Raw genomic sequence first — 22,526 nt, forward strand, 5'->3', positions numbered from 1 at the left:
CTCTAAGAATCAGGAAAGCCCAAAACATTACAACCATGATTGCAATTGTCATGCTACACTTCCTTCATTTATTTAATTAATTGGATTGTGTACGTTCGATTGTAAGAGCATCAATCAGGGCTTGCGTTGATTGCATCTTTTCCAGAGTCTCACTTACTTTATTAACGTGACTATTAATCTTGTTTTCACCATTATCCCATTGTCCAAACCCCAAATTCGTAACTCCAATACGGTTTAAGTTTGAAACCTCATTATTATATTGACTTAGAAGATTTTGCATTCTCGATTGTAGCACCTGACTATATTCATTATCATCAATCATTCGGTTTTTATATTTTTGCGGATACATTTTAATTTTCCTATTTTTAAATTTAGATAAAAGAGTGTGCATAGATTTTCCTCTTTGATTTTGTGAAGTTTAAATGGTATTTATCGTATTATTATTTTAAATTGAAATTTCTTTTGATAAGCGACTGATAAGCATCTTAATAATTGCATTTCTGCTTAAAGGAATCCCATTTTCTTTCTGGTATTTATTTTTATAACTTTCAATTATCTCTATTTCATCATCTGACAGATATACAGCAAGCTTATTTTTGCAGTTAGGCATGAATCATCCTCTTGTTGTGGCGATGAGTTCATTCTATTATATAGGCATAGTATCAACAAGGGTATTACACCTATATTTCACCTACACTCTATCTAAAGGATCAAATTATGATCAAGTCTGTCAACACATCGCCTATAAGCAAAGAAGAAGCACTCTCATTAGTCAAGCAAGCCGAATCTAACCTGTTGAAAGCAGAGGAAAGGTTAGACTATCTGACCAGAAAAACATATTTAATCCAAATCACAATTAATAATAAAATTTATTTTTTATGTGACGATGATTCTTTAAATGAAAAATTCGGCGGGGCAATTAAATTCAAACAAAAATGCGATGCACAACAAGAATTGATGTTTTGGCTAGAACGAATTGATGCGGTCGGGAATCCAAATCTAAAATGTGAAATTGTGATTGAAAAAGACTTACTTCGAAATTTTATCTCACACACTAAAAAAACAAATTAACAAATAACCGCAGTCTTATTAATGGAACCGCTAATTACAAACCTGCATGGGTGATTTAACCTAATCGCCCTTCCATCTTCCGGATAAATAAAATGCAAAAACAATCATTCACCATAGCATTATGTTTATTGGCTGCTAGTTTAACAGGATGCGCACAACGTAATGCAATTATAGAACATGTCAATGAATTAAAACCCAATCAGAATAAATCTTTGGTACTCTCACAAAATGACGATGGATTATTAATCTGTAAAAACGAGCGTGATGAATCTTTCAACTTAGAAATTACTGGTGTTTATCCCGAAATGCTCAATGACATTACTTATCTTTACCGCACAGGAACAACATTAAGTGATCCTGACCATCATATTACAGGGCTAATAGAGCAAGGTGAAATAAAAATAGAGGGTGAGAATATAGTATTGTACACTGAAATGGTTTCAGCTATACCGCCACAAATCGGATTGATTTATTTTTATAAAAACAAAAATGAGTATTATGCCTTTAAAACAAAGTCCCCTATAACACCTCATTTAGACAACTTCTTTTTGTGTCATCACGTTACTAAGGGATAGATGCAGCATAGGAGCACTAAGTGCCTCTCTAAGCCGCTCCTGCTCCAACCCTACCAATCATACTTTGCTCTGCTTTCCGTTGTCTGGCGGTACGATTCCGGCGCAATCATGCCACTTTTCGCGGTATGGTTCAGCTACATCCACACTATCCATCAGCAACATCCGCCGTGCTCACTAAATGATCGACATCTTCACAGAACGCATCAGGAGGCGACGAAGCACAAAGACATGCAATCGCCTTACCTGAAGGTTGTTGGCGTTGCTGCTATGGACTGGTGAGCCACACGCTACTTCGAAGCAATCAAGGAAAACTGCACATGCAAAATAATTTTTTGTGCATATTTATTGATTTCAAGCAAATATCAATAGCCCAAGAAATATATCCATTGAATTTGTAATATAACCACACAATTTACATGCCTATACTACCCCCCCCCATTCAAATCAGGAGCACAGAAATGACTAAAGCAGAAACCGAACGCCATTTACGAGGAATTTACCTTGAATGGATTCGTGAAAACATGAACACCAGCCAAAAGGAATTATCTTTTCATGCGCATATTTGTCACCTCCCAAATTTTTCAACATTTAGATTTGGTGCAGCCCGTGACTATCAGCAAACGGCGATGTGGGTTAGAGAATGGAATGAACAAATAGGAATTAACAACTAATATTTAAAACTAAGCATACGATTATTGATTGCTCGTTTACATTTTGAACATGTATATTTTGTATAAAGCCCCACTAGGGGCTTTATGTCTATGCAAGAAATTAATTACCTCCCACCAAGTCCTGGTCATACTTAGTGATTTTACAAGGGTGATTTCCTTTACTGTCAACGATATGAATCTCTTTCTGCAATCCCTCACCTGTATAAATTAATTCAACTGCCCCTTGTGAATATACCTTTGATGAATCTGGTTTACCCTTATCATCATAAACCACAGGCGAAAATGTCTCATAATCCGTACTGCCACCATCATTAACATCAAAAGTAGCGGCATAAATTCCTTTTGAATTATCAGACATGACCAACATATCAGAGAATTTATGCCCCGTGAAATACATAATCTTGTTTTTGACAGTTTCACAGTTAAGGGTGTAATTCTCAGGTGAGCAAAGGGCGGTGCTAGAGGTTGTTGCAATTAATGCACCAATAATAATTCTTTTCATTTTTTACCAAAACTAAGGGGGAATTAATACAATATAGTTAATCAATCATACTAAACAAATGAATTAGATTATGTAAAAAATGTTTTCAATAATTGCATTAGTTGTTCGCTACGCTCACGCCCCTACGGGGCTGGTGGGTGAAGAAAAGGAAGTTTTAAAACCTCATTCTTTCCACCCACCAGCGCGGAGCGCAGCAAGGCGAAGCCGCAGCTAAAATCAAAAACAGATACCCGCCGAAATTTGTATTTGTTAACTAGTACAGAAATACAATTAATAACCATCACACGCACGCGCGCAACATACCCCACTATGTAACATGTAAGTAAAAACAAAAATGCGCCCCTTAAATTAGAGACGCATTGATTTATTTAAACAGGTTTTCGAATCACACGATTTTTTGGAGAGCCATCTTTTTCAAAATACCTAGTAGGCCAAATTTCTTGCGGTGAAACTCCTATTGCATTAGCAATAATTAATTCGCCTCTAGGCCATTCTCTACTAAGTGCATTTAGCAACGTGCTACTTGATAAACCATTTTCACGGGATAATCCCGCCATACTGATTTTCTTTTTCTTTAAAGCGGCAAGAATATCCGCTTTGTGCCAGTCTGTTTCCTGCATACATGCATCCCCGTGGTGACGATCACGACGAGGTTTGCAGTACCAGCAAACAAACAAAACTGGCGAGCCTTTCGACTCCCTCGCCGTGACCGCCATAACTGACGTGCGCACGCGCATCGGCAATTCCTTGCCAATGGTTTTGTTTGTTTGGGGCTGCAAATCCCCACCAGCGCCTTTTTCACGCTGGCAGAAGGAATTTACCACAAATCGACAACACCCCCAACCCCTAGGGGTGTACCCAACTCACAGTTCATTCACTTGAACGCCCTTCATTCATCAACCTCTATAAAAAGCATTCCAATGCTTATTTATAGATAGGTGAATGAGTGAATATGAAGGTGAATTTTTGGTTGAATAATTCAGGTGAATATTCAGGTGAATGAATCGGCCTGTAAGCCCCTCCGCGCCTGGGTTTCGTGGTGAATGAAGGGCTGAATGATTCATGTGAATCATTCGGTGAATATTCAGGTGAATTTAATTCGGTCAAATATTCACCACTCATTCGAATAGGTTGAATGAATTGGTTGAATTATCACCAGCACTCAGCGTACAAAAAAAGACCATCTTTAGCCGTTCGAAAACCATTAGCTTAATTTTGGTTATGCCGAAAAACCGCATACCCACAAATCAATCAATGACTTAAATCCCCTGAGTGAAACAACGAATTGCTGTGTGTAGTCTTTGCCCATCTCCCACGATGGGCTTTTTTTCTTTATAAATCAACGTTCATGGGTTTCTGTAGGGACTTAGGGCAGTAGGCGTGTATCAAACATGTATTAATTTTAAGTGCTGATAGGTATGAACCGGTTGATTAGAAAGGAATTTTGATGTGTATTGCATGTACCATGCATAAAAAGAAACAGAACGGTTTTTTGGTAAATGTCAATATTACTTGCTGCCTACATTGCGGGTATCGAAAAGACCCAACAATTCAGTTCAAAAGTCAGTATAAGGATGTATATGACTCAAACAATGTTAAACTTAGATTTCTTAAACACAATCATCGAACCTGCTCGTGAAACTGCTGGTGAATCTCATATCCGAAACGATGTATTTCTTTGTCGCATTAAGGATGAAAGGTAGTTCTACAAAGATTTATGTTATTCCCCTTAATATTTTAAATTCAGTTGTTTGCATTTTAAATTCCTTTTTGCCCATAGTTATTACATTTAATTTTCCCTGCTCTCACATTATTCATATAAGCAATTTTAGAAGTGTTACAAGCAAGTCATTTTGCTATTACTCCTTGAACATTATTCCTAACACTCTCATCAACGTAACTTAATATTTTAAAGTTGTGAAATGTTGCGCAGTCAATCGTCTGCAGGAGCATGTAGTCTCTTTATCAATTATATTTTTCATCTTTCAATTTGATGTAACTTTTAAAATTTTTTTACTTATTTCAAGGAATTTTTATATATTGTCTTTTCCTGCCTCATTGTTATTCTTATTACTTGCATCAGAAATAGATTAGGTCTTATCTTTATTCTATATGGTGAAACACTTTCATTAATCTCCCATGTTTCACCTGTTAGCCCCTGCCTTCTCTCAGAGGCGTATTTATTATGGCGCTGTGCTAGTTGTTCTCTTAACTCGTGTACTTCACATGGATAGCGTCAATAGCGAAAGGCTGTAGGGTTTTTATCAAAAGATAAGTTAACCATCTTTATCCATACTTATTATATAAAGAGAGTTAATAAAAATAATCTTCCTATGATCGCTTACATTCACTTCGGGAGCAACGCTGAAAGAAAAATAGACATAAAAAAGAGCTATCCATTATAGATAGCCCTTCGTATCAGGTAATAAATTAAGCGAACTAAAATGTTCACCTAGCTCTTCTATTCTCTCAGCGTCTTCAAGCGTTACATAGCATACGAGAATTAATGTTCAATAATTTTCAATCTAATCAATGCGCCCTTTTCATTAGGGCTAGATTTCAAATAGTGAAGATTGTTAACCCGATCTATGAAAAGCCTCTTACCGGAGTTGCTGATAAGGAACCACTTAAAAACAACATTATCAAAGTTGTTATGGTAATCAGTGACATAATAACTATCACCCTTATAACTGGTTTTAAAGCTATCTTCATCACCGATAGTACAAGGATAGAGGGTGATTGATTCAGCTTTCCACAGCTTAAATAGTGTTAATATCCCCATGTCAGTAGTAGCAATAGCCCCCTGTATGGTGAGTTCCGTAACCTCCGTGTATCTGTTGCCCTCCAGAGAAAGCTATAGCAGCAACACAGAAGAACATCAAAACAAACACTAATACTTTTTTAATTACCATTGGCTAGCCTTCTTCTTATTCAGTTTTTTAATAAGCTCTGGATCAGTAACTTCATTAGCTGCGTTATTTCCATTATCAATCAAATCATATAGATTGATCACTTATACATTGGCTCTAAGCTGGAAGTGCTTGACCCTCTTGTGTATACAAAAATAATTTGCCCATCTCCCACGATGGGCTTTTTTTATCTGCAATTTATTGAACAGGAATATGCGCGCAAAGATATGTAGCCGTAGTAGCAATACACACTCAAAATTATTAGCAGGCTACTCAAGCCTTGCTGTTATTTTGCGTGTTATTGATGACGATGGAAGATTGCAATGGCGCAGGTTTTGCCGTCAGCGGATCGACGGTATCTTTATTACTGGCGATGGTTGGTATATTTACCGTCTTGTCCAAATCCCACGCCGCGCCGTCTGAATAATCGATAATTGTTCCGACTAAATATCCAAAGAGCAAATTCCCCCACACCCAGCCGTTGGCATTATCGTTAATGGTACCCTTAGCTTCTGGTGAAGTATCGGAGCGCTTGAGGGTCACGATATAGGGCGCATCCCCCCGTTTCAGGCTGACGACCGTCGGCGCCACGCCCTCTGCCACGACATCGCCATCGTCGTTGACGATTTTGTACTTTGCTGGCGCATTAGTCTCGATATCGACATTTTGTGTCGTACCGTCATGCATCGTACAGCAACCCGAAAGAAGTGCGGAACTGATTAACAGTACCCCTGCTGTTTTAAATTTCATCAACCAGCCACCTTAATTATTGAGCAAAGCCCTTTTTATTTTCTGTAAAATTCCTGAGAACAAGCATTATTCATCCCGGGAATCGAAGCGGCAGTAGTGTACAGGCGGGGTAATTTCACTCGCTAAGGGATGCGTGCGGAAAAACATTCTGTTTCATTGAGATAATTCTTACCTCAATTATGCAGAAAAAAACCTCACTTCCAACGGAAGTGAGGTTTCAGGGATACAGCGTCTGTTTATTTATTCAGTTCGGCAAGGCTCAGCCAGGTTTGCACCACGGTGTCCGGGTTGAGAGAGAGGCTGTCAATTCCCTCTTCCATCAGCCAGGCGGCGAAGTCTTCGTGGTCGGAAGGCCCCTGTCCGCAGATACCCACATATTTACCCTGTTTCTTCGCTGCCCGAATCGCCATCGACAGCAGCGCTTTCACCGCCTCGTTGCGCTCGTCAAACAGCTCGGACACCACGCCGGAGTCCCTGTCGAGACCCAACGCCAGCTGGGTCATGTCGTTCGAGCCGATAGAGAAGCCGTCAAAGTGCTCAAGGAACTGCTCGGCCAGCAGGGCGTTGGACGGGATCTCGCACATCATGATCACTTTCAGCCCGTTCTCGCCCCGTTTCAGCCCCTGACGCGCCAGTTCGTCCACCACCGCTTTCGCCTGGTCGACGGTACGCACGAACGGCACCATGATCTCCACATTGGTGAGGCCCATCTCGTTACGCACCCGCTTCACCGCCTCGCACTCAAGGGCAAAACAGTCGCGGAAGCTGTCGGAGACATAGCGTCCGGCGCCGCGGAAACCGAGCATCGGGTTCTCTTCTTCCGGCTCATAACGCTCGCCGCCCACCAGGTTGGCGTACTCATTGGATTTAAAATCAGAGAGGCGAACGATAACGCGCTTCGGATAAAACGCGGCCCCCAGGGTAGCGATACCCTCGGTCAAGCGGCCAACATAGAACTCTTTGGGCGAGTCGTAACCTTTCATGATTTCGCGGATTTCGTTTTGCAGCCCGGCGTCCTGATCGTCGAACTCCAGCAGGGCGCGAGGATGCACGCCGATCATCCGGTTGATAATAAACTCCAGACGCGCCAGGCCAACCCCTTCGTTAGGCAGACAGGCGAAGTCAAACGCCCGATCCGGGTTGCCGACGTTCATCATAATTTTCAGCGGCAGATCGGGCATTTCGTCGATGCTGGAACTCTTCACGCTGAAATCCAGCATCTCGGCGTACACATAGCCGGTATCCCCTTCCGCGCAGGAGACGGTAACCTTTTCATCATCTCTCATGCGCTCGGTGGCATCGCCGCAGCCCACGACGGCGGGAATGCCCAGCTCACGGGCAATAATCGCCGCGTGGCAGGTGCGACCGCCGCGATTTGTGACGATTGCCGCCGCCTTTTTCATGATCGGTTCCCAGTCCGGGTCGGTCATATCGGTGACCAGCACGTCTCCGGGTTCAATGCGGTTCATTTCGCTGATGTCATGGATGACTTTTACCGGACCTGCGCCAATGCGATGGCCGATCGCACGGCCTTCGGCAATAATTTTCCCCTGCGCATGCAGCGTATAACGCTCCATCACTTTGCCGCGGGAGCGTACCGTTTCCGGCCGCGCCTGAACGATGAACAGCTTGCCGGTATGACCATCTTTCGCCCATTCAATATCCATCGGACGGCCATAGTGTTTTTCAATCTGGACGGCCTGTTGCGCCAGCGCCTGTACCTCTTCATCGGTCAACGAGAAGCGATCGCGATCCGCTTGCGGCACATCTTCAATTCTGACCTGCTTGCCGTGTTCCTGGGTCGGCGCGTAGATCATACGGATTTTTTTCGATCCCATGGTGCGGCGCACAATCGCCGGACGGCCTGCCGCCAGGGTGGGTTTATGGACATAAAACTCATCCGGGTTGACCGCACCCTGCACCACCATTTCGCCCAGCCCCCAGGCGGCGGTAATAAACACCACCTGGTCAAAACCGGATTCAGTATCGATAGAGAACATCACCCCGGAAGAGCCGATGTCAGAACGCACCATGCGCTGCACGCCCGCAGAGAGCGCCACGCCGCGGTGGTCATAGCCCTGATGGACACGATAAGAGATGGCGCGGTCGTTGAACAGGGAGGCGAATACATGCTTGATTGCCACCAGCACGGCATCGTAGCCCTGAACGTTAAGGAAGGTTTCCTGCTGGCCCGCAAAGGAGGCATCCGGCATATCTTCCGCCGTGGCCGATGAGCGCACGGCGAAAGAGGCCTGGTCGTCGTCTGCGGAGAGTTTCGCATACGCCTGATGAATCTCTTCTTCAAAGGCGGGCTGGAAAGGGGTATCGACGATCCACTGGCGGATCTGCGCCCCGGCTTTCGCCAGTTCGGACACATCGTCAATGTCCGTTTTGTCCAGCAGGTCATAGATGCGTTGATTGAGACCACTCTGGTCGAGAAACAGGTTAAACGCCCCGGCAGTGGTCGCAAAACCATTAGGGACGCTAACGCCCATACCGGACAGGTTCGTAATCATTTCACCAAGAGAGGCGTTTTTGCCCCCTACTCTGTCCACATCATTCATACCGAGTTGGTCATACCAAAGCACCAGCGGAGACGAGCCATTATTGGACATCGAAACAATCCTTTTGTGATATTTGAAAGGGTGAATACTCTCTGACTGCCGAATCATCCTGGCATAATTATTCCGCCTGAAAAAACGGTGAATCGTTCAAGCAGTTTTTATTTTTTTGTTTTTCGGACAGTTTCCCTTCGCCAGCTAAGTCCCTGATTATCATTCTTTCCTTAAATCAATCCTTGCTGAGGGTGGCGCAATAAAAATGAACCGACCATTTCAGTAAAAACAAAAATAGCGTTTCATTTTGCGAAAAAGAAAAAGTTACTGCGCAGATGACGCGGTTTAATTTATGCTTTCAGTTAATTAGCCAGCACAATCAGGATGGATAAAATGGAGAGTAGTGTCGATCGCCACGTGTTTTATATTTCTGATGGTACCGCTATCACCGCCGAAGTATTAGGCCATGCGGTGATGTCGCAATTTCCGGTTTCGATTAACAGTATCACCCTGCCCTTCGTAGAAAATGAGAGCCGCGCCAGAGCAGTCAAGGACCGCATCGATGCACTCTACCAGCAAACCGGCGTCAGGCCGCTGGTTTTTTATTCTATTGTCCTGCCTGAGGTGCGCTCCATTATTTTGCAGTGCGAAGGATTTTGTCAGGACATCGTTCAGGCGCTGGTCGCCCCTTTACAGCAGGAATTAAAACTCGATCCTACCCCTGTCGCCCACCGCACGCATGGGTTAAATCCTGGAAACTTAACTAAATACGACGCGCGTATCGCCGCCATCGATTATACGCTGGCCCACGATGATGGTATTTCGTTGCGCAACCTCGATCAGGCGCAGGTGATTTTGCTGGGGGTTTCCCGCTGCGGTAAAACGCCGACCAGTCTTTATCTGGCCATGCAGTTTGGTATTCGCGCCGCAAATTATCCGTTTATCGCCGATGACATGGATAACCTGATTCTGCCGACGCAGTTAAAACCGTTGCAGCATAAACTTTTTGGTCTGACCATTAATCCAGAGCGTCTTGCCGCCATACGTGAAGAGCGGCGGGAAAACAGCCGCTACGCCTCGTTGCGCCAGTGCCGTATGGAGGTCGCTGAGGTTGAGGCGCTCTATCGTAAAAAACCAGATCCCCTGCCTCAACAGTACCAACTACTCAGTAGAAGAGATTGCCACTAAAATTCTCGACATCATGGGGCTAAGTCGACGCATGTACTAACAGGCTAGTACATTAGTTACAGTTTTGTTATTATGCGGCACATTAGCGTGACGCTCATCACAACCTGCTATTGAAATCATCAATGATTGGTTTAAGGTGTGCGCATCGCTTCCGGCATTGAGCCGCTTAAGCACAAAATTTTGAGAACCGTGATGAATAAAACCGATGAACTTCGCACTGCGCGCATCGAAAGCCTGATTACTCCGGCAGAACTGGCGCAGCGGCATCCTGTTTCCACCGACGTCGCCGGGCATGTAACTCAGGCCCGCCGCCGCATTGAAAAAATACTTAACGGCGAGGACAAACGCCTGCTGGTGATTATTGGCCCCTGTTCGATTCATGACACCGACGCCGCCATGGAGTATGCGCGACGTCTGCAGGCTTTAAGGCAGCAGTACGCCGACCGGCTTGAGATTGTCATGCGCACCTATTTTGAAAAACCCCGTACGGTGGTGGGCTGGAAAGGCCTGATTTCCGACCCTGACCTTAACGGCAGCTATCGGGTTAATCACGGTATTGAACTGGCGCGTAAGCTGCTGCTTGACGTCAACGAACTGGGCGTGCCTACCGCAACGGAATTTCTCGACATGGTGACGGGGCAATTCATTGCCGACCTGATAAGCTGGGGCGCAATTGGCGCGCGCACGACGGAAAGCCAGATTCACCGCGAAATGGCCTCTGCGCTCTCCTGCCCGGTAGGCTTTAAAAACGGCACCGATGGCAATACGCGTATCGCCGTTGACGCTATCCGCGCCTCACGCACCAGCCATATGTTCCTCTCGCCGGACAAAAGCGGCCAGATGACCATTTACCAGACCAGCGGCAACCCTTACGGGCATATCATCATGCGCGGCGGCAAACAGCCGAATTACTATGCCGATGACATTGCCCGCGCCTGCGAGTCGCTGCGCGAATTCGCCCTGCCGGAACAGCTGGTGGTGGATTTCAGTCACGGTAACTGCCAGAAGCAGCACCGCCGACAGCTGGAAGTATGCGATGAGATCTGTCAGCAAATCCGCACCGGCTCGCGCGCTATCGCGGGGGTGATGGTGGAAAGCTTCCTGCATGAAGGAAGCCAGAAGATTGTCAGCGGCCAGCCGCTGGTATACGGGCAGTCCATTACCGACCCGTGCCTGGGCTGGGAAGAGAGCGAAATTCTGCTCGCTAAGCTGGCCAGCGCCGTCTCTGCCCGTTTCTGACCGACAGCCCCGCGGCGTACGCTGCGGGGTAAATCTTACGCGGTTCGCTCCCTGATTATTAGTAGTTGCTTCGGGACGCCACGTTCCTGATAATGATTATCATTGTTGATAATCAATCCGTTATAGCGCTTATGTCTCACAAGGAACGTCCGTTTCCCCCCCCTGCTCCTGCACCTGCTTCGCCCTCGGCGATTCACCCCGACGATCGCCGTATCAGCAGCGAAGCGCTGCTCGGCGACAGAGCGAGGATCGTTATTGAACATCAGGGGCAAGCCTACCTGCTGCGTCAGACCCACGCCGGTAAGCTCATCCTGACGAAATAAGTTAGCTGGAGCAGCTTACCTCCAGCCGTTTTCCCCAGTCCGGTGGACGTTTACTGTATTCGTCATCGCGTTCGGCATAAGGGTGGCGTAATACTTCATGCAGGCGATGCAGCTCATCCATATCCCCCTGCTCCGCCTGCTCAATAGCGCGCTGCGCCAGCCAGTTGCGCAACACCACCGCCGGATTACTGCTCTGCATCTGCTGCTGGCGTTCGTCATCGCTTATCCCTTCCTCCTGCAGACGCGCCCTGTAGCGGGCGAACCAGCCGTCAAACGCCTCGCGGTCGATAAACTCATCCCGCAGCGGGCTGCTGGCGCTCTGCTGCTCCGTATGGCTGAGCATGCGGAAGGTACGGGTGTAGTCGCTGCCTTCCCGCGCCATCAGCGCAAACAGTTCGCTTAGTAGCGTGTTGTCCCCTTTCTGGCGGGTGAAAAAGCCCAGCTTTTCACGCATCAGTTTGCCATAGGCTTCCATCAGAACGGGTTGATAGCTCTCCAGCGCGGCGTTGAGCGCCTCAACCGGCACAAATGGCGACAGGGTCTGCCCAAGCCGCTGCAAATTCCACAGGCCGATCGTAGGCTGATTGTCGAAGCTATAGCGCCCCTGATAATCAGAGTGGTTACAGATAAAGCCGGGCTGATAATCATCCAGAAAACCAAACGGACCGTAATCAATAGTCAGGCCGAGAATCGACATATTGTCAGTATTCATGACCCCATGGGCGAACCCTACCGCCTGCCAGTGGGCGATAAGCGTTGCCGTGCGGGCGATAACATCGCCAAACCACAGGGCGTATTTATCCGCTTCATCATGCAGATGCGGCCAGTAATGACGAATGGCAAAATCCGCCAGCTCGCGCACCTTCTGCGCCTCGCGGCGGTAGTAAAAATGTTCGAAATGGCCAAACCGCAGGTGGCTTTCGGCGATACGCATCAGCATTGCGCCCTGCTCGGCGCGCTCGCGGTAGACCGGCGTGTCGCTGGTCACTATCGATAACGCCCGCGTGGTGGGGATGGAAAGATAATGCATCGCTTCCGAGGCCAGGCTCTCACGGATAGTCGAGCGCAGAACCGCCCTGCCGTCTCCCATGCGCGAATAGGGGGTCAGCCCAGCGCCTTTCAGGTGCCAGTCAACGGTTCGTCCGTCCGGGAGCTGCTGTTCACCAAGTAGAATACCCCGGCCATCCCCAAGCTGACCTGCCCAGACACCAAACTGATGCCCGCTATAAACCTGCGCCAGCGGCGACATACCGGGCAGCAGCCTCTCGCCACCCCACACCCCCGCCCCCGAGGCAGGAGAAAACAGCGCCGGGTCAATACCCAGCGTTTGCGCAAGCGGTGCGTTATGCCAGATCAGGCGGGCATTTTGCAGCGGCGTAGGGGTCTGCGCGCTATAAAAATCTGGCAGCTCATCGCGCCAGCGGGTAATAAAAGACAGTGCCATAAATCCTCCTGGACTTATTGTAGCACTGTTAACAATGCGTTAATAAAAGGTATTAATGTACGAGGCTGGTAATGGCCGCTGCGGTTACAGCAGGCCACAGATTCCCCTGCATTGCGCTGAATGGGTAGGCGGCCACGCGCTTGAACGCGGTTTCGTCGTCGATACCGGCAATCATAACGGAACGGCAGTAAGGCGCGAACTGGGAGAGAATGACGCGCATAAACGGTTCAAAAGACGCGGAAGTCAGGCGATGATGAACAAAATTTTTATCCAGCGCGACCCGGCAAAACAATCCATCAAAAATAGCTTTGGTGGAAGCCGCTCCCGAGCCAAAATTAGCGAGCACCAGCGGATAGCGTTCGCTAAATAATGCCAGCAGACGATTCTCTGCGCCTTTATTAAGATCGGGATAATTTTCGTTAATAGTAAATTCGAGGAACGGGAATTTGGCGACCGACTCCGCCAGCTGTGAATCTGTTAACAATGCCTCAATAACGGGCCCGCTGATATTAATCCACGCGATGAGCTGATGCTGGAGAAAAAAAAGCTGGCAGGACTCCAGCAACGCCAGCTGTTCGCTAAAAAGCGTTATCCGTTCTGCCGCGTTAAGCCGTGGCAAAATCAACTCCGCAGGCGCCCGCACGTTGCTGGCGACGCCAACAAAATTGGCGACGATCTCCGCGCCAACCAGCGCGCCCTGGGCGTTGCGAGCAGGCTGTAAAACCAGCTCACAACGATAAGTGTCATCCAGTGATACGATCATGATGCCCGCCCGCAATAAGGGTATTATCCTTGCTGTCAAAATTAACATGAACGTATTTTAACGTAGTTGATTTAAATTCGGCTGCCTTCATCATTTTCCATTATATTTCCAGAATATTCCTTCATGCCTGCGTAAGCTTATCTTGAATAAAATGCCCTGACCAGCGTCCAGCGGCTCCAGGAATAATCCTTTAAGAAAAGGTGTAGTAAACCAGGAAATGTTGAAGAAAAGATGGAATAACGGTGAGTTATTTACGCGTAAAGGTAAGTCTGCTGGCGGCAATGCCGCCGCCAGCAGGCCCACTCAAATTCGACGCGCCTGCCAGAAATGCTTGCGCCAGTAGACATTGTCGAGCGAAGAGCGGATTACACCCTTACTGGTTGAGGCGTGAATAAAAGCGTTGTCGGTATCATAAATACCTACGTGCAGGCCGCTCTCCCCCGATCCGGTTTTGAAAAACACCAGGTCGCCGGGCAGCAGATCGTCCTTATCAATTTGGGTGCCGATTTCCGCCTGCTGACGGGTATCGCGCGGCAGAAGAAGCGAGAACCTGTCGCGCAGCGTTAGCATAACGAACCCGGAACAATCCACCCCGCGACGGCTCATTCCGCCATAGCGATACGGCGTTCCGCGCCAGTCGCGCAGCTGCTCGTTAAGCCCGGCAATAACGGTAATAGAGTCGGACAGGCGGGCATTAGGCGGTGGCGCACGGTGGCTGCCGCACCCTGCAAGAATTAACGTCGCCGCGAGAAGAAACCAGGTACGCATCCAGCATAATCTCCTTTTTATTGTGCTGAAATAATTTAGCGTGTGAATGACATTTCTGGCAAGCTTCGTCAGTTAAATCTCCGGGATGAGCATCCTGTGCCCGGCGAGGTCAAGGCGGCGAAACGGCATCCCGTACGCGCTGGCGAGGTTTTGCGGCGTCAGCACGGCATCTCTGGCCCCGCTGGCGATAAGCCTGCCCTGACGCATAAGCCACACCTGATGGGCGTGGCGCAGCGTATGGTTAAGGTCATGGCTGCTCATGACAATGGTGATGCCAGCAACCTGCAGGCCGCTCAGAATGCGATCCAGGGCAGCCTGTTGCGCCACATCAAGGCTGTTCATCGGCTCATCCAGCAGAAGAAGCTGCCCGTGCGGATTGGCAAGCGGATGGATCTGGGCAATGACCGCCGCCAGTCTCACCCGCTGCCACTCTCCGCCGGATAGCTGATTCACCGCGCGGCCAAGTTTGTCCTCCAGGGCGAGCTGGCAGGCGATCTCCTCTGTTAGCGCCTGATGAGGCTCACCGTGCTGATGCAGCGCAAGATAATGCCAGACCGGCATAGCAAAGGCAGGCGTCTGCTGCTGCGCAAGATAAGCACGATGGCGCGCCAGGCGCGGAGCCTGCCAGCTCTCCAGCGGGGTCTCATTAAACATAATGGTCCCCTTACCCCGGCTTAAACCCGCCATGCGGGCCAGCAAGGTACTTTTCCCTGCGCCGTTCGGCCCGACCAGATGCAGCATCTGCCCCCGGGCGACCGGGGCCGTTATTGGCCCCAGCCTGCCGGTCTCTTCGACATTATCAAGCTGCAACAGGGTCATTACTTCGCCAGCGCCAGCTTAATGGCTTCCATCACAATGGGATCTTCCGGGGTCATATCGGGGGAGAAACGTTGAACGACCTGACCATCGCGCCCAACAAGGAACTTCTCAAAGTTCCACAGAATATCGTCAGGATAGAGCGGAGCACGCCCTTTGCTGGCCATCCGCTCGTAGAAACCGCTGGCTTCCGGGGCCACGGCTTTCGGCGCGGCGGCAATCAATTTCTGGTAGAGAGGATGACGGTTTTCACCGTTAACGTCGATTTTCGCCGCCATCGGGAACGTGACACCGTAGGTGGTGCTGCAGAAGGTTTTTATCTCCTCCTCGCTGCCCGGCTCCTGCCCCAGGAACTGGTTGCAGGGGAAACCCAGCACGCTGAACCCGTCTTTCTCCCAGGCTTTATGAATATTCTCCAGCTGCTCATACTGCGGCGTCAGGCCGCACTTTGACGCGACGTTAACAATCAATAAAACCTTACCGCGGTATTGCTCAAGCGTCGTGCGCTCGCCATCGATAGTGATAATCTCGGTACTCAGAATATCGTCGTGCATAGCATCCCCTTAGTTGGTTTGAGAGGCCGGATCTTAACGCCCGGCCCTGGCCATTAATAATAGCCAGATAAAAACAGGCGCGCCCAGCGTTGCCGTCACAACCCCCACGGGCAGCTCGGCAGCGCTTAGCGCCAGACGAGCGATAACATCAGCAAACAGTAGCGCCACCCCCCCGGCCAGCGCACAGGCAGGAAGCAGAGCGCGGTGGTCGCTAAGGCCGCATAAACGCAGCATATGGGGAATCACCAGGCCGATAAAACCGATAGACCCCGCCAGCGCGACGCTGACGCCCACCATCCAGCCAGTGGCGACCACCAGCACGTTACGCCAGAAAGCCAGCGGCAGGCCTAACTGGCGCGCCGACACGTCCCCCAGCGCCAGCATATTCAACGGCTGCGCCTGGCAGCAGGTCCAGGCGATGACCGGCACCAGCGCCGCCATCAGCCAGCTCTGCCGCCAGTCCACCCCGCCAAAACCGCCCATCATCCAGTACATAAGCTGGCGCAGATCGAATGAGGTGGAAAAATAGATGGCCCAGGTCATCAGCGCGCTGCAAATGATCCCCAGCGCAACCCCGGCCAGCAGCAGGCGACTGGTAGAGAGGTGGCGGCGGGCGAAGCGCAGCAGAACAAGGGTAATGATGAGCGCTCCGCTGATAGCGCACAGCCCCAGCGCCCACTCCGGCAGCGCGCCCTGCCCCAGCAGCACTGCCGCTATCAGTCCTACCCCTGCGCCGTTGGAAACACCCAGCAATCCGGGCTCGGCAAGGGGATTTTCGAATAGCGCCTGCATTATGGCGCCGCACAGCGCCAGCGCCGCGCCAACCAACAGGACTGCCAGCGTGCGCGGTAAGCGTATTTGCCAGACAAAAAGCCGCCCCTGGGTGTCGAACCAGTGCGTCGGGTTGATCCAGCGATCGCCCGCGCAAAGGCTGACCAGCAGCGCGATGAGCAGAAGCGCGCCCAGCCCGCAGAGCCACTGTCCGTTCCGTCGTCGCTGGCGTTTTGCGTAAATCAGCATGGTATTCAATCAATTAGTCGTTGATGTGTCTGATTCTAATGGCCAGCCATACGGCTGAAAAGAAAAAAGGCCGCGATGCGGCCTTTTTTAGTTAGTCCAGATTACTCTGCTTTGGGCGAAGCGTTCTCGACGCGGCTTTTTAACTTCTGGCCAGGTCGGAATGTCACCACGCGCCGGGCTGTAATGGGAATATCCTCGCCCGTTTTCGGGTTACGTCCCGGGCGTTGATTTTTGTCACGCAGATCGAAATTGCCAAAGCCGGAGAGTTTCACCTGCTCACCGTTTTCCAAAGCACGACGGATCTCTTCGAAAAACAGCTCTACCAGCTCTTTTGCATCTCGTTTGCTAAGCCCGAGCTTATCAAACAGATATTCAGACATTTCAGCTTTTGTAAGCGCCATAGGTTCAATCCCTCAATGATGCCTGGAATCGCTCTTTTAATGCCTCTACACATTTGGCGACGGTAGCGGCAATCTCCTCTTCTTCGAGTGTACGGCTTGTATCCTGGAGGATAAGGCTGATAGCGAGGCTCTTATAGCCCTCCGCTACGCCCTTGCCGCGGTACACGTCAAATAAGTTTACGCCAACTACCTGATTTACGCCAACTTTCTTACATTCGGCTAAAACATCCGCTGCGGCGACGTTTTCTGCGACAACGACAGCGATATCACGACGGTTCGCCGGGAAGCGTGAAATCTCCTGCGCCTGAGGAACCACGCGGTCTGCGACCTTATCCCACAGCAGTTCAAACACCAGCGTGCGGCCATTCAGATCCAGTTTGCGCTCCAGTTCAGGATGAACAACGCCGATACAACCAACGTATTCATTTTTCAGATAAATCCCGGCGGACTGGCCCGGATGCAGGCCCGGAACAGCCTGTGCGCGAAACTCGATGGCCGACAGCTTACCGGTCAGATCCAGCAGGGATTCCAGGTCGCCTTTGAGGTCGAAGAAATCGACGCTGCCCTTCGCCAGATCCCAGTGCTCTTCATAGCGGTTACCGCAAATCGCCCCCGCCAGCATCAGATCCTGACGGATGCCCAGCGGCGCCTGCGTGTCAGGGACAAAACGCAGCCCGGATTCAAAAATACGCACCCGGCTCTGCTGGCGGTTCTGGTTATAGACGATAGTGCTGAGCAGACCGGTCAGCAGCGACAGGCGCATGGCCGACATTTCGCTGGAGATGGGGCTCGGCAGAATCAGCGCCTCTTCACCAGGATGGATAAGCTGCTGCACTTTCGGGTCGACAAAGCTGTAGGTAATCACTTCCTGGTAGCCTTTATCGTTCAGCAGCGTCTTCACGCGTTTGAGGGAGAGATTGGCTTCACGGTGGTTGCCCATCACCAGCCCCGCCTGCACCGGCGCGTCAGGAATATTGTTGTAACCGTACAGACGCGCGACCTCTTCGACCAGGTCTTCTTCAATTTCCATATCGAAACGCCAGCTCGGCGCCACCGCTGACCACTCATCCTGCCCTGCGGTCACTTCGCAACCCAGGCGCTGGAGGATATCGGTCACCTGGTCGTCGGCAATATGATGGCCAATCAGGCGATCGAGCTTGCTGCGACGCAGACGAATAGTGGCGCGTTTTGGCAGCGTGGCCTCGTTGCTGATATCAACGATCGGACCGGCTTCGCCACCGCAAATGTCAAGCAGCAGGCGGGTCGCACGCTCCATCGCTTTGTACTGTAGCGCCGGATCAACGCCGCGCTCGTAGCGGTGCGACGCATCGGTATGCAGACCATGACGGCGCGCGCGCCCGGTAATGGAGAGCGGGCTAAAGAAAGCGGATTCGAGCAGCACGTTGCGGGTCTCGCCGTTCACCCCGGAGTGCTCGCCGCCAAAGATACCGCCCATTGCCAGCGCTTTGTTATGGTCGGCAATGACCAGCGTGTCGGTGTCCAGCTTCGCTTCACTGCCGTCCAGCAGTACCAGCGTTTCGCCCTCTTTCGCCATCCGCACGACAATGCCGCCTTCAATGCGATCGCTGTCGAAAGCGTGCATCGGCTGACCCAGTTCCAGCAGCACATAGTTGGTTACGTCAACCACCGCGTCGATGGAGCGAATGCCGCAGCGACGCAGCTTCTCTTTCATCCACAGCGGCGTGGGGGCAGTTACGTCAATACCTTTCACCACGCGGCCAAGATAGCGCGGGCAGGCTTCTGCCGCTTCGACCTGAATGGACATCGTGTCAGAAAGGGTGGCCGCAACCGGCGCGATTTCCGGCTCGTTCAGCGCGGATTTATTGAGCGCTGCCACATCACGGGCCACACCAATGATCCCTAAGCAGTCGGCGCGGTTCGGCGTGACGCTGATTTCGATGGTGTTATCGTCAAGCTTGAGGTATTCGCGGATATCGGTGCCGATCGGCGCATCCGCAGGCAGTTCGATAATGCCGCTGTGATCGTCGGAAATACCCAGCTCGGAGAAAGAGCAGAGCATCCCTTCCGACGGCTCGCCGCGCAGTTTTGCCGCTTTGATTTTGAAATCGCCCGGCAGCACAGCGCCGATGGTGGCCACCGCCACTTTCAGCCCCTGACGGCAGTTCGGCGCGCCGCAGACGATATCAAGCAGACGCTCGCCGCCAACGTTGACTTTCGTCACGCGCAGTTTATCGGCGTTAGGGTGCTGACCACACTCTACCACTTCACCCACAACCACCCCGTTGAAAGCGCCGGACACCGGCTCGATCCCGTCAACTTCCAGGCCTGCCATGGTAATCTGCTCACAAAGCGCAACGCTGTCGACCGCCGGGTTAACCCATTCGCGTAACCACAGTTCACTGAATTTCATTATTTATCCTGCCCTTATTTAAACTGTTTGAGGAAACGCAGATCGTTTTCGAAGAACGCGCGCAGATCGGTCACGCCGTAACGCAGCATGGTGAGACGCTCCATTCCCATCCCAAACGCGAAGCCGGAGTAGATTTCCGGGTCGATGCCCACGTTACGCAGCACGTTCGGATGCACCATGCCGCAGCCCAGTACTTCCAGCCATTTGCCGTTTTTACCCATCACGTCTACTTCCGCAGAAGGCTCGGTGAACGGGAAGTAGGAAGGACGGAAGCGGATCTGCAGATCTTCTTCAAAGAAGTTACGCAGGAAGTCGTGCAGGGTGCCTTTCAGGTTGGTAAAGCTGATGTTGGTGTCAACAATCAGGCCTTCCATCTGATGGAACATCGGGGTGTGGGTCTGATCGTAATCGTTACGGTAGACGCGGCCCGGAGCGATAATACGAATCGGCGGCTGCTGCTCTTTCATGGTACGGATCTGAACGCCCGAGGTCTGGGTGCGCAGCAGGCGGGTAGCATCAAACCAGAAAGTGTCGTGGTCAGCGCGAGCCGGATGATGGCCTGGAATGTTCAGCGCGTCGAAGTTGTGATAATCATCTTCGATTTCCGGGCCGGTCGCCACGGTAAAGCCGAGCTCACCGAAGAAACTTTCAATGCGGTCGATAGTGCGGGTCACCGGGTGCAGACCGCCGTTTTCGATACGGCGGCCCGGCAGAGAAACGTCGATGGTTTCAGCCGCCAGACGAGCGTTCAGCGCAGCGTTCTCCAGATCCGTTTTGCGGGCGTTTAACGCCTGCTGCACCTGCTCCTTCGCTTCGTTAATTACCGCGCCAGCGGCCGGGCGCTCTTCGGGCGGCAGCTCACGCAGGGTGGTCATCTGAAGGGTCAGATGCCCTTTCTTACCCAGATATTCAACGCGTACGTTATCTAACGCGGTAACATCTGAGGCATCATTAATGGCTGCCTTCGCACTGGCAACCAGCTCTGCGAGATGTGACATAATTATCCTCGTTATGTCCTTGTTATTGGACTTTTTACTTAAAATTCAGACACAAAAAAAGCCTCCTGTTGGAGGCTTCTGGCGTTAATTTTCCGTTTCTTCTTTCACGCGCTAGCCTCCCGGTATCAGGTGCTAAAGTAAAAAAAGAAGCGGAAAATAGCAGCATTCATGCTTGCGTTACCTTGTGTGGTAAAACCGGATAACCGTTATTGAAAAGGGTTACGGAAAAATTGTCAACCTGCTGATTGAACTCACAATAAAAAAGAGGGAGCCAGGCTCCCTCTTTTTACTGGCTTATGCCAGAGCTGCTTTCGCTTTTTCGACCAGTGCGCTGAACGCTACTTTGTCGAATACTGCGATGTCAGCCAGGATCTTACGGTCGATTTCAACAGAGGCTTTTTTCAGGCCGTTGATGAATTTGCTGTAAGAAATACCGTTCTGACGTGCTGCTGCGTTGATACGCGCAATCCACAGTTGACGGAACTGACGCTTTTTCTGACGACGGTCACGATAAGCGTACTGACCAGCTTTGATAACAGCCTGGAAGGCAACGCGGTATACGCGAGAACGCGCACCGTAGTAGCCTTTAGCTTGTTTCAAAATTTTCTTGTGACGTGCACGTGCAATTACACCACGTTTTACGCGAGCCATGTTGCTCTCCTGTATCTATATTCTGATTGCCCTTCTCCCGCCGCATTCATGATGCAAACGGACAGGGGCATAAAAAAGTTGAAAAAAACGTTAACGGCTTATGCGTACGGCAGGCACGCGATAACCAGACCCAGATCGCCTTTGGAAACCATGGCTTTCGGACGCAGGTGACGTTTACGCTTGGTAGCTTTTTTGGTCAGAATATGACGCAGGTTAGCGTGCTTGTGCTTAAAACCACCTTTACCGGTTTTTTGAAGCGCTTTGCAGCACCGCGTACGGTCTTAATTTTTGGCATTTTAATAACTTCCACTTCGCATTGTTGATAAATGAAACGAAGGCGAACAAAACCCGTAAGCCCCGGAGGACTCACAGGCGTTGTTACTTGATGGCCTTACTGTTTCTTCTTAGGAGCAAGCACCATGATCATCTGGCGGCCTTCGATCTTCGTTGGGAAGGATTCGACTACTGCCAGTTCTTGCAAATCGTCTTTCACGCGATTAAGCACTTCCATACCGATTTGCTGGTGGGCCATCTCACGACCGCGGAAACGCAGCGTAATTTTGGCCTTATCTCCTTCTTCGAGAAAGCGAATCAGGCTGCGGAGTTTTACCTGATAGTCACCTTCATCAGTACCAGGGCGGAATTTAATTTCCTTAACCTGGATAACTTTCTGCTTCTTCTTCTGTTCCTTAGAAGACTTACTCTTTTCATAAAGGAACTTGCCGTAGTCCATGATACGACAAACTGGCGGTTCGGCGTTAGGGCTGATTTCAACTAAATCTACTCCAGCTTCTTCAGCCTTTTCGATCGCTTCTCTCAGACTCACAATCCCCAGCTGTTCGCCTTCCAGACCTGTTAAGCGAACTTCCTGGGCGCGAATCTCGCCATTGATACGATTCGGACGTGCCGTTTGAACTCGTTTTCCGCCTTTAATAC

The 22,526-nt window shown here is 50.2% G+C and carries 23 protein-coding genes, 1 other RNA gene, 2 pseudogenes and 1 other annotated feature; of the genes and pseudogenes, 7 read left to right on the forward strand and 19 right to left on the reverse strand.

What is annotated here, in order from left to right; genetic code table 11:
- Positions 1 to 76: 76 nt before the first annotated feature.
- Together ENTHG_RS06985 and ENTHG_RS25790 are read right to left on the reverse strand one after the other, a co-directional pair.
- Positions 77 to 391, reverse strand: coding sequence for a hypothetical protein (locus ENTHG_RS06985; RefSeq protein ID WP_044177247.1), 315 nt, complete (start codon positions 389 to 391; stop codon positions 77 to 79).
- A gap of 54 nt (positions 392 to 445) precedes the next feature.
- On the reverse strand, positions 446 to 610 hold the full coding sequence (locus tag ENTHG_RS25790; RefSeq protein ID WP_187371636.1) for a hypothetical protein: 165 nt from the start codon (positions 608 to 610) through the stop codon (positions 446 to 448).
- Positions 611 to 717: 107 nt separating this feature from the next.
- Here ENTHG_RS25790 and ENTHG_RS06990 point away from each other — a divergent pair, with 107 nt between their 5' ends.
- From ENTHG_RS06990 to ENTHG_RS07005, 3 genes are all read left to right on the forward strand, one after another.
- The gene (locus ENTHG_RS06990; RefSeq protein ID WP_044177252.1) at positions 718 to 1,071 is read left to right on the forward strand and encodes a hypothetical protein; all 354 of its coding nucleotides are present in this window, start codon (positions 718 to 720) and stop codon (positions 1,069 to 1,071) included.
- A gap of 92 nt (positions 1,072 to 1,163) precedes the next feature.
- Positions 1,164 to 1,646, forward strand: a complete 483-nt coding sequence (locus tag ENTHG_RS06995) for a hypothetical protein (protein WP_044177255.1) — start codon at positions 1,164 to 1,166, stop codon at positions 1,644 to 1,646.
- A 458-nt stretch (positions 1,647 to 2,104) separates the two neighbouring features.
- A complete protein-coding gene (locus ENTHG_RS07005; RefSeq protein WP_044177260.1) occupies positions 2,105 to 2,317 on the forward strand; it encodes a hypothetical protein in 213 nt (70 codons plus the stop codon).
- 100 nt (positions 2,318 to 2,417) lie between these two features.
- Here the strand turns inward: ENTHG_RS07005 and ENTHG_RS25420 are convergent, their stop codons facing one another.
- Positions 2,418 to 2,819, reverse strand: a complete 402-nt coding sequence (locus ENTHG_RS25420) for a hypothetical protein (protein ID WP_145973642.1) — start codon at positions 2,817 to 2,819, stop codon at positions 2,418 to 2,420.
- A 368-nt stretch (positions 2,820 to 3,187) separates the two neighbouring features.
- Positions 3,188 to 3,439 (reverse strand): helix-turn-helix domain-containing protein, encoded by a 252-nt coding sequence (locus ENTHG_RS24090; RefSeq protein ID WP_044179092.1) that lies wholly within the window; start codon positions 3,437 to 3,439, stop codon positions 3,188 to 3,190.
- Positions 3,440 to 4,032: 593 nt separating this feature from the next.
- Between ENTHG_RS24090 and rprA the strand changes: the two genes are divergently transcribed.
- Positions 4,033 to 4,152: antisense sRNA RprA (rprA, locus tag ENTHG_RS24095), an RNA gene on the forward strand.
- A 1,849-nt stretch (positions 4,153 to 6,001) separates the two neighbouring features.
- On the opposite strand, the gene ENTHG_RS07020 is transcribed toward rprA, so the two are convergent.
- Entirely contained in the window at positions 6,002 to 6,478 is a 477-nt protein-coding gene (locus tag ENTHG_RS07020) for a hypothetical protein (RefSeq protein WP_044177264.1), read from the reverse strand.
- A 236-nt stretch (positions 6,479 to 6,714) separates the two neighbouring features.
- Positions 6,715 to 9,093, reverse strand: coding sequence for a phosphoenolpyruvate synthase (gene ppsA / locus ENTHG_RS07025; protein WP_044177265.1), 2,379 nt, complete (start codon positions 9,091 to 9,093; stop codon positions 6,715 to 6,717).
- Between the two features lie 333 nt (positions 9,094 to 9,426).
- Between ppsA and ppsR the strand changes: the two are divergent.
- The 3 genes and pseudogenes from ppsR (at position 9,427) to hemP (ending at position 11,783) form a co-directional block, all read left to right on the forward strand.
- Positions 9,427 to 10,261, forward strand: a pseudogene (gene ppsR / locus ENTHG_RS07030) (posphoenolpyruvate synthetase regulatory kinase/phosphorylase PpsR).
- Between the two features lie 152 nt (positions 10,262 to 10,413).
- On the forward strand, positions 10,414 to 11,460 hold the full coding sequence (gene aroH / locus ENTHG_RS07035) for a 3-deoxy-7-phosphoheptulonate synthase AroH (protein WP_044179095.1): 1,047 nt from the start codon (positions 10,414 to 10,416) through the stop codon (positions 11,458 to 11,460).
- Between the two features lie 92 nt (positions 11,461 to 11,552).
- On the forward strand, positions 11,553 to 11,783 hold the full coding sequence (gene hemP, locus ENTHG_RS07040; RefSeq protein ID WP_081653615.1) for a hemin uptake protein HemP: 231 nt from the start codon (positions 11,553 to 11,555) through the stop codon (positions 11,781 to 11,783).
- A 1-nt stretch (position 11,784) separates the two neighbouring features.
- On the opposite strand, the gene selO is transcribed toward hemP, so the two are convergent.
- The 13 genes and pseudogenes from selO to infC all read right to left on the reverse strand — a co-directional run bounded on the left by selO (position 11,785) and on the right by infC (position 22,524).
- Complete coding sequence (selO, locus tag ENTHG_RS07045) at positions 11,785 to 13,227, reverse strand: protein adenylyltransferase SelO (protein ID WP_044177270.1); 1,443 nt, start codon at positions 13,225 to 13,227, stop codon at positions 11,785 to 11,787.
- Between the two features lie 52 nt (positions 13,228 to 13,279).
- Complete coding sequence (locus tag ENTHG_RS07050) at positions 13,280 to 13,990, reverse strand: EAL domain-containing protein (RefSeq protein WP_044177272.1); 711 nt, start codon at positions 13,988 to 13,990, stop codon at positions 13,280 to 13,282.
- 303 nt (positions 13,991 to 14,293) lie between these two features.
- Positions 14,294 to 14,758: a C40 family peptidase gene (locus ENTHG_RS07055; RefSeq protein WP_044177275.1), complete on the reverse strand. Its 465-nt coding sequence runs from the start codon at positions 14,756 to 14,758 to the stop codon at positions 14,294 to 14,296.
- 72 nt (positions 14,759 to 14,830) lie between these two features.
- On the reverse strand, positions 14,831 to 15,577 hold the full coding sequence (gene btuD / locus ENTHG_RS07060) for a vitamin B12 ABC transporter ATP-binding protein BtuD (protein ID WP_044177277.1): 747 nt from the start codon (positions 15,575 to 15,577) through the stop codon (positions 14,831 to 14,833).
- On the reverse strand, positions 15,577 to 16,128 hold the full coding sequence (locus ENTHG_RS07065) for a glutathione peroxidase (RefSeq protein WP_044177281.1): 552 nt from the start codon (positions 16,126 to 16,128) through the stop codon (positions 15,577 to 15,579). Before ENTHG_RS07065 ends, btuD begins: the two co-directional genes overlap by 1 nt.
- A gap of 33 nt (positions 16,129 to 16,161) precedes the next feature.
- Positions 16,162 to 17,148, reverse strand: coding sequence for a vitamin B12 ABC transporter permease BtuC (btuC, locus tag ENTHG_RS07070; RefSeq protein WP_044177285.1), 987 nt, complete (start codon positions 17,146 to 17,148; stop codon positions 16,162 to 16,164).
- Between the two features lie 101 nt (positions 17,149 to 17,249).
- Positions 17,250 to 17,549, reverse strand: a complete 300-nt coding sequence (gene ihfA, locus ENTHG_RS07075; protein ID WP_006820203.1) for an integration host factor subunit alpha — start codon at positions 17,547 to 17,549, stop codon at positions 17,250 to 17,252.
- Between the two features lie 4 nt (positions 17,550 to 17,553).
- Complete coding sequence (pheT, locus tag ENTHG_RS07080; RefSeq protein WP_044177291.1) at positions 17,554 to 19,941, reverse strand: phenylalanine--tRNA ligase subunit beta; 2,388 nt, start codon at positions 19,939 to 19,941, stop codon at positions 17,554 to 17,556.
- Between the two features lie 14 nt (positions 19,942 to 19,955).
- Positions 19,956 to 20,939 (reverse strand): phenylalanine--tRNA ligase subunit alpha, encoded by a 984-nt coding sequence (gene pheS / locus ENTHG_RS07085; RefSeq protein ID WP_044177294.1) that lies wholly within the window; start codon positions 20,937 to 20,939, stop codon positions 19,956 to 19,958.
- 51 nt (positions 20,940 to 20,990) lie between these two features.
- Positions 20,991 to 21,114, reverse strand: a sequence feature (Phe leader region).
- On the reverse strand, positions 21,065 to 21,109 hold the full coding sequence (gene pheM, locus ENTHG_RS25015; RefSeq protein WP_001386830.1) for a pheST operon leader peptide PheM: 45 nt from the start codon (positions 21,107 to 21,109) through the stop codon (positions 21,065 to 21,067). It overlaps the preceding feature by 45 nt.
- A gap of 119 nt (positions 21,115 to 21,233) precedes the next feature.
- Complete coding sequence (gene rplT, locus ENTHG_RS07090) at positions 21,234 to 21,590, reverse strand: 50S ribosomal protein L20 (RefSeq protein ID WP_007374646.1); 357 nt, start codon at positions 21,588 to 21,590, stop codon at positions 21,234 to 21,236.
- Between the two features lie 98 nt (positions 21,591 to 21,688).
- Positions 21,689 to 21,885 (reverse strand): annotated as a pseudogene (rpmI, locus tag ENTHG_RS07095) (50S ribosomal protein L35).
- A gap of 96 nt (positions 21,886 to 21,981) precedes the next feature.
- Entirely contained in the window at positions 21,982 to 22,524 is a 543-nt protein-coding gene (infC, locus tag ENTHG_RS07100; protein ID WP_012905609.1) for a translation initiation factor IF-3, read from the reverse strand.
- Between the last annotated feature and the right edge of the window lie 2 nt (positions 22,525 to 22,526).

Source organism: Phytobacter massiliensis JC163, assembly GCF_000321045.1.
In the GTDB taxonomy this organism is placed as follows: Bacteria; Pseudomonadota; Gammaproteobacteria; order Enterobacterales; family Enterobacteriaceae; genus Phytobacter_A; species Phytobacter_A massiliensis.